At 35.1% G+C, this 10948-nt stretch carries 12 protein-coding genes; 11 read left to right on the forward strand and 1 reads right to left on the reverse strand.

The window, feature by feature from the left end; genetic code table 11:
* Nucleotides 1-91: 91 nt before the first annotated feature.
* On the reverse strand, nt 92-1288 hold the full coding sequence (locus MHH98_RS10595; protein ID WP_076064997.1) for a multidrug effflux MFS transporter: 1197 nt from the start codon (nt 1286-1288) through the stop codon (nt 92-94).
* A gap of 190 nt (nt 1289-1478) precedes the next feature.
* Between MHH98_RS10595 and MHH98_RS10600 the strand changes: the two genes are divergently transcribed.
* The 11 genes from MHH98_RS10600 (at nt 1479) to MHH98_RS10650 (ending at nt 10837) form a co-directional block, all read left to right on the forward strand.
* Nucleotides 1479-2822, forward strand: coding sequence for a sodium-dependent transporter (locus MHH98_RS10600; protein WP_076034826.1), 1344 nt, complete (start codon nt 1479-1481; stop codon nt 2820-2822).
* A gap of 250 nt (nt 2823-3072) precedes the next feature.
* Entirely contained in the window at nt 3073-3651 is a 579-nt protein-coding gene (locus tag MHH98_RS10605; RefSeq protein ID WP_143691234.1) for a biotin transporter BioY, read from the forward strand.
* A gap of 73 nt (nt 3652-3724) precedes the next feature.
* Nucleotides 3725-5200 (forward strand): AMP-binding protein, encoded by a 1476-nt coding sequence (locus MHH98_RS10610; protein ID WP_076064998.1) that lies wholly within the window; start codon nt 3725-3727, stop codon nt 5198-5200.
* Between the two features lie 4 nt (nt 5201-5204).
* Nucleotides 5205-6362, forward strand: coding sequence for a thiolase family protein (locus tag MHH98_RS10615; RefSeq protein ID WP_340712786.1), 1158 nt, complete (start codon nt 5205-5207; stop codon nt 6360-6362).
* A 2-nt stretch (nt 6363-6364) separates the two neighbouring features.
* On the forward strand, nt 6365-6808 hold the full coding sequence (locus MHH98_RS10620) for an FAS1-like dehydratase domain-containing protein (RefSeq protein WP_051448635.1): 444 nt from the start codon (nt 6365-6367) through the stop codon (nt 6806-6808).
* The gene (locus MHH98_RS10625; RefSeq protein WP_038182093.1) at nt 6809-7207 is read left to right on the forward strand and encodes a MaoC family dehydratase; all 399 of its coding nucleotides are present in this window, start codon (nt 6809-6811) and stop codon (nt 7205-7207) included.
* Nucleotides 7208-7211: 4 nt separating this feature from the next.
* Complete coding sequence (locus tag MHH98_RS10630; protein WP_076064999.1) at nt 7212-8024, forward strand: SDR family NAD(P)-dependent oxidoreductase; 813 nt, start codon at nt 7212-7214, stop codon at nt 8022-8024.
* A 19-nt stretch (nt 8025-8043) separates the two neighbouring features.
* Nucleotides 8044-8856: an energy-coupling factor transporter ATPase gene (locus tag MHH98_RS10635; protein WP_340712787.1), complete on the forward strand. Its 813-nt coding sequence runs from the start codon at nt 8044-8046 to the stop codon at nt 8854-8856.
* Nucleotides 8841-9716 carry an ATP-binding cassette domain-containing protein gene (locus tag MHH98_RS10640; protein ID WP_038182087.1) on the forward strand — a complete coding sequence of 292 codons (876 nt, stop codon included), beginning with the start codon at nt 8841-8843 and terminating at the stop codon, nt 9714-9716. Before MHH98_RS10635 ends, MHH98_RS10640 begins: the two co-directional genes overlap by 16 nt.
* Nucleotides 9716-10522: an energy-coupling factor transporter transmembrane component T family protein gene (locus MHH98_RS10645; RefSeq protein ID WP_038182085.1), complete on the forward strand. Its 807-nt coding sequence runs from the start codon at nt 9716-9718 to the stop codon at nt 10520-10522. Before MHH98_RS10640 ends, MHH98_RS10645 begins: the two co-directional genes overlap by 1 nt.
* A gap of 3 nt (nt 10523-10525) precedes the next feature.
* The gene (locus tag MHH98_RS10650; protein WP_038182083.1) at nt 10526-10837 is read left to right on the forward strand and encodes a CHY zinc finger protein; all 312 of its coding nucleotides are present in this window, start codon (nt 10526-10528) and stop codon (nt 10835-10837) included.
* Nucleotides 10838-10948 lie beyond the last annotated feature (111 nt).

A 10948-nucleotide genomic window follows, 5' to 3' on the forward strand; every position in this document is an offset into this window, starting at 1 on the left:
GCGGAATTATTGTTGTAATGGAATATATATTGTTAGATAACTATATAAAAAACCGCTCTATTTGGAGTTAATCAAATAGGACGGTTTATGATTACTTTTTCGGTATTGATGAAAAGGCAATGATAGCAAATAGTGTGCTAGATAATATGATAATACCCATTGGCCAAGCATTCATTTCGCCTGCTATTCCTACTAACGGAGAAACAACAGCACCACCGATAAATGGTAATAAGCCAAGTAGTGCTGAGGCACTGCCGGCATTATTTCCTTGCTTTTGCATACTCAGTGAGAAGGCGGTTGTTGAAACAATACCTACTGTCGATACGATGATAAATAAAGCTATAAGTATGAAAACAAGAGGCAATTTAAATGCAATGACAGCTACTAATAGTAGACTGCCTGCAAAAGCGATTAAAATTCCAGATAAAAGTAATTTAATTTCTTCTACTTTTTCAGACAATTTACCGGTCATTTGAGAAGCAATGATAATACCAATACCATTAAGTCCAAAAAACAGTGAAAAAGCTTGCGGTGAAAGTCCATAAATTTTTTGCAGAACAAATGGAGATCCTGCTATGTAAGCGAACATGGCTGTCATAATGAATGCTTGAGTTAATGCTAAGCCTATAAACGAGCGATCTTTCACTAATGCACCGAAAGTTTTGACTGTCGCAAAAACGCCACCTGTCGCTCTTCGTTCTACTGGCAATGTTTCCGGTAAGATAAAAATAACGCTGATAAGCATTAAAATCCCGATGACAGCTAATACGATAAAGACGATTGGCCATGGAGCGAATTTCAATACCATGCCACCAAAAATAGGGGCAAGAATTGGTGCAGCACCATTAACTAAAGCAAGTAAAGCTACGAATTTCGTTAAATCCTTTCCATCATACATATCTCTTGCAGAAGCTCTAGCAATAACTATGCCTGCAGCACCTGAGAAACCTTGAACAAAACGGAGACCGATTAACATCCAAATACTACTGCTAAAAGCACAAAGTAATGAAGCAACTGAATAAATAATTAATGTAAATAGTAAAGGTTTTCTACGCCCCTTTATATCACTTAAAGGTCCGAAAATCAGTTGACCAAAAGCAAGACCTAATAAGCAAGCAGTTAAGCTTAATTGTGCATATGAAGTCGTTGTACCTAAATCAGTTGCTACTGTTGGTAAAGAGGGTAAATACATGTCCATTGAGAGTGGACCAAAAGCTGTTAAAGAACCTAAAATGAGAACGATCCACGTTTTAGAAATCGTGCGCCCATTTAATGTTGTTTTTTCCATATTACATCTCCTTCTAAAATACTACGCAAATACTAGTCTACATGAGAAATATGAATAGTGTCTAACATGTTTTAATAAAGAATAAACTTTCTTATAAATTAAGTATTTTCATGATAGAATAGGGAGTGATTATTTATGTCTCTTCAATTGTTAGAATTGTTGAGCTGAGCAGAGTATAGGAGGATTATCTTTGGATTCAAAAAGAGGACAGTGGTCAACGAAAATTGGTTTTATATTATCGTCGGCTGGAGCGGCAATTGGGCTAGGAGCCATTTGGAAGATGCCATATGTAACAGGACAAAGTGGAGGGGGAGCCTTCTTTTTATTATTTGTTATCTTTACGTTACTTATTGGTTTACCGATGCTAATTTCAGAATTCATCATTGGTCGCGGATCGGGTGCAGAAGCGATCTCAGCATATAAAAAACTAGCACCAAAAAGTGTATGGGTATGGATTGGTCGACTTGGAGTAGCAGGATGCTTCTTATTACTATCCTTTTACAGTGTAGTAGGGGGCTGGATATTAATATATAGTGGTAAGGCTGTTATCGGAAATGTTATTCAAAGTGGAACAGCGCCAGATCAATTGTTTAGCATGATAACAGGGACACCTTGGATCACATTAGTTGGACTAGCACTTTTCACACTGATCAATGTGCTTATCATTTCCCTAGGTGTACAAAATGGTATTGAAAAAGCAAATAAATATATGATGCCTTTATTATTTGTATTCTTCTTCATACTTGTTATTCGAGCATTATCACTTGAAGGAGCAATGGAAGGGGTAAAATTCTTCTTAGCGCCGGATTTTTCTAAGATTACAGGTAAAGCCGTGTTATATGCGCTTGGACAGTCGTTTTTCGCATTAGCTGTTGGTTTTTCGTGTATGGTAACGTATAGTTCATATTTGAAAAAAGATGAGAGTTTACCTAATTCAGCAGGGTCTGTCGTATTAATGAATATTTTTGTATCTTTACTCGCGGGGCTAGCGATCTTCCCAGTCGTTTTTGCATTTGGTTTTGAACCAGCAGAAGGACCTGGTTTATTGTTTATGGTGTTGCCTTCAGTATTTAGTCAAATGCCATTTGGTGAACTATTCTTAGCGATTTTCTTATTACTGTTCTTATTCGCCACACTTACTTCGTCATTTAGTTTATATGAAATTATCGTAGCAGCTTTAGTAGAGAAGTGGCCGAATGCTAGAAGAAATATTGCATTTGCTTTAGGTGTAGTCGTATTTATTGCCTCTATTCCAGCAGCATTATCGTCTAGCAGTTTAAGTGATTTTACAATTTTTGAAAAGAGTATTTTCGATGCGACAGATTATTTAGTCAGTAATATTATGCTTCCATTAGGGAACTTACTAATTGCTATTTTCATCATGCATAAAGTAAAGAAATCATTTGTGAAAGATGAGTTTATGCAAGGTGGTAAGTTATCGTCCATGTATTTTAATACGTGGAAATTCTTAATGACTTGGGTAGTGCCAATCATTATTACGATCGTATTTGTCTATTCTATAACTCAATATTAAGCATATTAACAAAACCTAAGCTAAGGAAATTCGGCTTAGGTTTTTTTATAAAAAACTTTGTGTTAACCTAAATTAAAAAATAGGTTTACAAAAAGATATAAAAGTTTTATTATCATAATTGTGTACGATAATCATCATCAAATTGAATTCTCTTGATGTCGTTCACGACTCTTCAAAGCGCTTTGAAATTATTCACATTGTCGACGATGTGAGAATTGTACATAAATCTACTATAACGGAGATGAAATGATTGAATACAAAAGATATGGTGATGGCCGCTCTATTTGCTGCAGTAATTGCAGTTCTAGGACTTATTCCACCGATACCATTATCATTTATACCTGTACCGATTACAGCACAAACTTTAGGCATTATGCTTGCAGGAAGCTTTTTAGGACGTAAAGTAGGCACATTAAGTGTCTTAGTTTTTCTAGCATTAGTTGCGTTAGGTACTCCACTCTTATCAGGTGGACGTGGAGGTCTTTCAGTTTTTATGGGACCATCAGTTGGTTATTTAATTAGTTGGCCAATCGCAGCTTTCGCTATCGGATATTTAACAGAAAAATTTTGGGACAATATGAAAGTGTGGAAGTTAATAATAGTAAACTTCGTTGGAGGTGTTCTACTAATTAATATCATTGGAGCACCGGTAATGGCTATTATGACTGACACGTCTATTTGGGCAAGTATTACAGGGGCGATAGCATTTTTACCTGGAGATTCGATTAAAGCAGTAGTTGCAGCAATCATTGCAGTTCAGTTAAAAGCTGTGAGTCCTATAAAGAAAAAAACACTTGTAATATCACAAAATATGCAGCATTTCAATTAAAAACGTGTAAGAGGAGATAAGCACTTCTCCTCTTATTTTTCAAATTATTTAGTTTATAGAGTGAGGTAATTCTATGAATATTGTCGATCAAATAAGAGATTATGCACAAACAACTCCTGATAAAATAGCTATTCAATATAACGAGGTTGCCATTACATATAAAGACTTTATCAATTGTATCCATCAAGTTGGGAATGGTCTATTAAGTAAAAGCACTGAAAAAAATAATAAAGTAGCAATTTTCATGCACAATAAAGTGGAATTTCTTGAAGTTTTCCTAGGCGCGATTTCAGCAGGCTATATACCTATTCCCATGGATCCAAAATGGAGTGATAAGGAGATTAGTTATGTATTAAGTATTTGTGAACCAACAGTACTTTTTATTGATGACGAATTTAAGGGAAAGGTAATGAACGTACATTATCCTGTCATTGTTGTAGGAGGAAATTATATTGAGTGGAGACAGCAGTATAGTACAAGAATTCCTAATATATTGGAACAACCAACGACACTATTCATAGGTTTTACATCTGGTACAACAGGCGATCCAAAAGGTTTCGTTCGTTCTCACCATTCGTGGATTGAAAGTTGTTATGCAACAAAAGATGCATTTTTAATGAAACAACAAGACCATGTTATTGCACCAGGACCTCTCGTACATTCTATGTCACTTTTCGCCGCTATTAATACGCTATTCATTGGGGCTACCTTCCATTTAATTGATAAATTCTCTCCGGTAAAGGTAGTGCAAGAAATGCAAAAAGTTGAAAATATAGTGCTTTATGTAGTTCCAACGATGATAGAAGGCATACTTTCTTATTTAAGAAAACATACAGTCAACTTTTTTGAGCCTAAATCTATTATTTCCTCTGGAGCAAAATGGACTGAGGAGTCTAAATTAGAAGTACTAGAATTATTTAGAAATAGTGATGTTTTCGAGTTTTACGGATCTTCTGAAGCAAGTTATATTGCGTATTTACCAGCTACTGAACAAATTATTAAACCAAAATCAGTAGGTAAACCTTTTCCAAAAGTGAAGATTTCGATTCGTCATGATGATGGAACGGAAGTAGAAACTGGTGAGATAGGTCAATTATTTGTTTCAAGTGATATGGTGTTTGATTGCTATTTTAAAAATGAAATAGAAACAGATAAAGTATTGCAAGGAAGTTGGTTAGCACTTGGAGATTATGCTTTAAAGGATAAGGAAGGTTATTTATACATTGTAGGTAGAGCCAAAAATATGATGATAACTGGTGGTCTAAATGTATTTCCAGAGGAAGTTGAGGATGTATTACGTTCATTAGATGAAGTATCTGAAGTTTTGGTATATGGTCAACCTGATACGTATTGGGGTGAAAAAATCGTTGCTATCATTCAATGGAAATCGAGCAAAGAGTTGTCACATTCTCAAATTAAAGAGTATTGTAGGAAGCGTTTAGCAACTTATAAAATACCGCAAATTATAAAGTCAGTAAAGGATTTCCAATATACAGGTAGTGGGAAAATTGCTAGAGATAAGATGCAAAAACAGATAGTGGAGGCTTGATAATATGGCAGAAGCATTTATCGTACTAGCTAAACGAAGTCCAATCGGCAAACTTGGCGGTGTCTTAAAGGACATTGAACCGGAGGATTTGTTAGCACAAGTAATTGAAAATATTGTGAATGAATACAATTTACCGGTCAACGAAATTGATGATGTCATTATAGGGAATACAATTGGACCAGGTGGTAATATTGCGCGTCTGGCCTTACTAACAGCAAATCTACCTAATGAAGTTCCTGGAGTGACAGTGGATCGTCAATGTGGGTCTGGATTAGAGGCAATTAATATCGCAGCTCGTCTCATTCAAAGTGGTGCGGGTCATATGTACTTAGCTGGCGGAGTTGAGAGTGTAAGTAGAGCGCCTTGGCGTATGAAGAAACCTTCATCTCTGTATAGTAATAGTGCTCCAGAAATATATATGCGTTCGAAATTTTCACCAGATACTATCGGAGATCCTGATATGGGTATTGCAGCTGAAAATGTAGCTGAGCAATACAACATTTCACGTGAAGAAATGGATAGATATGCATTTGATAGCCATCAAAAGGCGCTTGCAACAGATTTTTCGACAGAAATTGTACCGATAACATATAAATCCAGAAATGAAATCGTTACTGTATTTGAGGATGAATGCCCAAGGAGAACAACAAATATTGAAAAGCTTGCAACACTTAAACCGATATTCAAAGAAGGTGGTGTTGTAACTGCAGGCAATGCATGTCCAGTAAACGATGGTGCAGCTGTTGTATTACTGATTTCAGGAGATAAATGTAAGGAACTTGGTTTGCAACCTGTTATGAAGTTCGTTGACGCAGTTGCAGCTGGGGTAGATCCAAATTATTTAGGGATAGGTCCAGTTCCCGCTGTTGAGAAATTATTAGTCAGAAATCAATTACATATTAATTCAATTGAACAAATTGAATTTAATGAAGCTTTTGCATCTCAAGTACTGGCCTCATTAAAATGTTTGAACATATCAACAACAAAAGTAAATGCGGGAGGAGGAGCTATTGCTTTAGGTCATCCTTATGGTGCATCGGGAGCCATATTAGTTACACGTTTGTTCGCTCAAATGCAGAAAAAAACTATTAATAAAGCAATTGCTACTTTGGGGATTGGTGGAGGACAAGGACTCGCAACATTATTTGAAGGGGTGAACTAGCCATGTCTTTTAAAGCTGGAATGACTTCAGACTTTTTTTATGTAACTGTGAAGCATCAAGATATTCAAAACTTTGCAAGAAGTATACAAAACAAAAACCCATTACATTTCGATGTGCATAAAGCAAAAAATGCTGGATTTCCTAATCTTCTAGCTCCTCCAACATATCCTATATTATTTTGGCAAATAGCGAAATTAGATTGGCTTGATCAATTGGATGTGCCGTTAATACATGGAGAACAAAAGTTTAACTATATAAAACCAATTGTTGCAGGTGATACATATATATGCAAAATCTATTTAAAAGAAGTGAAGAAAAAGCAAGGTTCTACAGGATTACTTTGGATATTGAAGCATGTACTTGAAGGTTATCAAAATGATGAGTTATCTTTCACATCAGAAACAACTTTGATTATACGAGAATTTCAAGGAAATGAGGTGGATTAATTGGTTTCATTCACAAGAGGTGATTATGTTTGTGAAAATGAGAGCGTTATTATTTCAGTAAATGATGTAAAGAATTATGCTGAAACTTCTAATGATTTTAATGCGATTCATTTAGATTTTCAAAGTGCAGTAGAAGCAGGGTTTGAAAGGGAAATTGTACATGGCATGCTTGTAATGGGAATAGCAGAAAGTAGATTGTCTTATGTTTTTCCAACTAGCTTTGTCGTCTCTTATGAAACGAAATTTCTTCACCCTGTATTGGTTGGTGAATTATTAACTATTTCATATGTAGTAATAGAAGAAGACCTAGATATTATTACAATTAAAATAGAGGTAGCTAAAGAAAATGGAAAAGTAGCAATTATAGGTGTCATCCAATTTACAAATGTTGGAGGGTGAGGGAATGCTACAAGAAAAAGTAGTTTTAATAACGGGTTCTACAAGAGGAATAGGTAGAAGTATGGCAATTCAAATGGCTAAGGAAGGTGCTTTAATTGCCGTGAATGGTACTAATGGAAATAATGTTAAAGCCGTAGTAGATGATATTAAAACAAGAGGCGGACAAGCAGTTGGTATTTGTGAAAGTGTTGCATCAATAAATGGCGCTGAACGAATTGTAAATAAAACTTTAGAGAATTTTGGGAAACTAGATATTCTCATTAATAATGCAGGTATAACGAGAGATCAATTACTTGTGAAAATGTCAGACCAATCTTGGAATGAAGTGCTAGACGTCCATTTGACAGGAACTTTTGCGTGTACAAGGGCAGCAGTTCAACATTTGAAAAGTCGGGGTGAAGGGGGATGTATTATTAATTTGACATCAACTGCAGGTTTGATGGGAACAGTTGGTCAAGTAAATTATAGTGCAGCAAAAGCGGGTATTTTAGGAATGACATTTACATTAGCAGAAGAATTAAAACGTTATGGCATTCGAGTTAATGCAATAGCACCAGCCGCTTTAACAGATATGACAAAACCGGTCATAGAACGTATTCAAACAAAGTGCAAGGAAGAAAATAAAGAGTTTCCGGATTATTGGAAAGTTGGTTCACCTGAAGATGTAGCCAATTTAGCCACTTTATTAGCTAGTAATAGCAGTACTGTAACTGGTAAAGTTTTTTCGGTCAATGGTTCAAAAATCGGTATTTGGGAAAAGCCCTCACATACAGAACTTTCAATAGAGGAATTAAAAAAAATAGTTAATAGAGATTGATAAAAAGAAGGTGCATGATTTGCTTAGTTTTGATAATGTGTCATTTGCATATGGACAGCATTTAGTATTGAAAAATATATCACTACAAATTAATGAGGGTGAATTTCTAACGATTGTAGGTCCAAATGGCTCTGGAAAATCGACTCTATCAAAATTGGTGAATGGGCTTATCCAACCTCATCTCGGTCAAGTTTTGGTAGATGGGTTAATGACACAAAAGCCAAAAAGTTTAAGAGAGATTAGACGACTTGTTGGTTTGATTTTTCAGAATCCAGATAATCAATTTATAACAACGACAGTTTTTGATGAAGTTATTTTTGGTTTAGAGAATATTGGGGTAGATCCAGACAATATGAAATTAATTGCTGAAGATGCATTAAAGAAGGTTGATATGCTTTCGTATAAAGGAGTAGAACCACATAAACTTTCTGGTGGTCAAAAACAACGTGTGGCTATAGCTGCAATATTAGCAATGAAGCCAAAATATATCGTATTTGATGAATCAACAGCTATGCTTGATCCAGAAGGCAGGCAGAATATTATTACTCTTATGCAACAACTACATACAGAAGGAATTACTATCATTCACATTACTCATCACATGGAAGAAGTACTAGTGGCAACAAGGGTACTTGTTTTAAAAGACGGTCTTATTGTGGCGGATGGAACCCCCTCAGCTATTTTTCATAATAGCAGTGTTATTGAAAGTAATGAACTGGAAATGCCTCTTGCTCTGAAATTAAAACAATGCTTACGTTCAACGGGTATTAAAGTACCTGAACAGATAATGACTTTGGAAGGGGTTGTTGATTATTTATGGACATCAAATTAGAAAGAGCCTCTTTTATTTATCGAAACTCTTCAATTAATAGTCACGAAAGCTTGCGAAATATTAACATATCAATAGAAACTGGTAAGTGGATATCCGTTATAGGTCATACTGGTTCGGGGAAATCTACATTAATGAAGTTATTAAAAGGCTTAATAGCTCCAACTACTGGTCATTTATTGATCAATGGAAGAGTAAATGAGCTTTCTAAAAAAGGCAAAGCTCAAATTATTAACGATATCGGATTGGTATTTCAATATCCTGAACATCAATTATTTGAAACAACTGTTATAAAAGACTTAGTATTTGGTCCCAAAAATCAAGGTATAGAAATGAAAGAAGTCAATAAGAGAGCGGAAGAAATGATAAAACTAGTAGGCCTATCCGAAGAGTACTTTCTAAAGGCCCCTTTACAATTAAGTGGGGGAGAAAAACGACGTGTGGCTATAGCAACTGTACTTATGATGAATCCTAAGGTTCTTATTTTAGATGAACCCACTGCTGGACTAGATCCACTTGGAAGTAAACTGATTTTACAATTGATACATGATTGGTATAAAGCTGGTGGCGGACACCGTACAGTAATTTTTGTGACACACGAGATGAATGAAGTTGCTGAGTATTCAGATGAAGTACTCGTGATGAATAATGGGGAAATAGCTTTCCAAGAAAGGCCACTTTCACTTTTTCAAAACCATGATTATGAATTAAAGGAATTCGGATTAGATATTCCAGATACCGTGAAACTACTACAACTAATTGAGCAACGTTTTGGTGATTATATTGAAGTAGCGTCTTTACAGGAAGAAGTTGTTCTAAAGGAAGTAATAGCTTATTTTAAGAAACAAGGGGCTGAAATTTAGTGATTGAAAATGTATTGATTGGACAGTTTATTGATGCATCTTCTATTTTCCATCGTCTAGATCCACGCTCGAAATTAATAAGCTTATTTTTTATCGTTATTGCATTCTTATTAATAGATAATATAGCAGGATATTTACTAGCTAGTTTTTTAGTAGTTGTCTGTATTACTTGTTCACAAATTCCATTGCGCTTTTTTCTGAAGGGTTTAAAGCCAATTTTATTTATTCTAGCATTTACGGTTATCTATCATATTTTGTTCACTAAAGGTGAGAATTTACTATTTCAGTACGGTGTTTTGTCTATATATAAAGAGAGCATTATTGATGGGGTTCGCATAGTGTTACGAATTTTATTACTCGTATTAATTACTTCTTTGTTAACCTTAACAACAAAGCCACTGGACTTAGCTCATGGGTTTGAAATACTTTGCAAACCATTGAAACGATTGCATTTTCCAGTAGAGCAATTTTCATTAATGCTTGCTATAACATTACGTTTTATACCTACAATAGTAATGGAGTTGGACAAAATAATAGATGCGCAAAAAGCGAGAGGTGTTAATTTCGAAGATAAATCATTTGTGAAAAAGGTATTTAGTTATATACCAATTATTGTCCCTCTTTTGTTTACTTCAATTCAAAGAGCGGAAAATTTGGCAAATGCTATCGACGCTAGAGCATATGGAGATGGAAGTGGACGAACACGTTTTAAGGTTTTACATTTTGAGAACCGAGATTATCTAGTGATTGGTGCAAGTCTTCTATTAGTTGGTATTTTTTTCTTGCTAAGAATGGTCGGAGGTTAGAGAATGAAAGTGTTTGGATTAGTTGTTGATGATAAAACGCGTTGTTTGCATTATCATACGGAGAAGGATATAGTCGCATTGAAATTTAAATGCTGTAATAAATACTATCCTTGTTTTGAATGTCATGCTGCATGTGAACTTCATGAACCAGAAGTTTGGTCAAAGAATGAATCAGATGAGTTAGCCGTGCTTTGTGGTATTTGTAACAAAGAACATACGATTACAGAGTATGTTGGGACAACTCATTGTTTACAATGTGGATCTAGGTTTAACGAGCGGTGTGAAGCTCATTATCATTTATATTTTGATGTTTAGAAGTAGTATTGAAAGAGTATTTGAGTTAAAAAACAAAAGGAGCGTCCTTTAGTCGAAATCCGGCATAAGAGAGCGCTCTTTTTGTTTTTGTAGTACCTAATCCAATTTAAG

The sequence above is a fragment of the Viridibacillus sp. FSL H8-0110 genome (assembly GCF_038003565.1).
Taxonomy (GTDB): Bacteria; Bacillota; Bacilli; order Bacillales_A; family Planococcaceae; genus Viridibacillus; species Viridibacillus arenosi.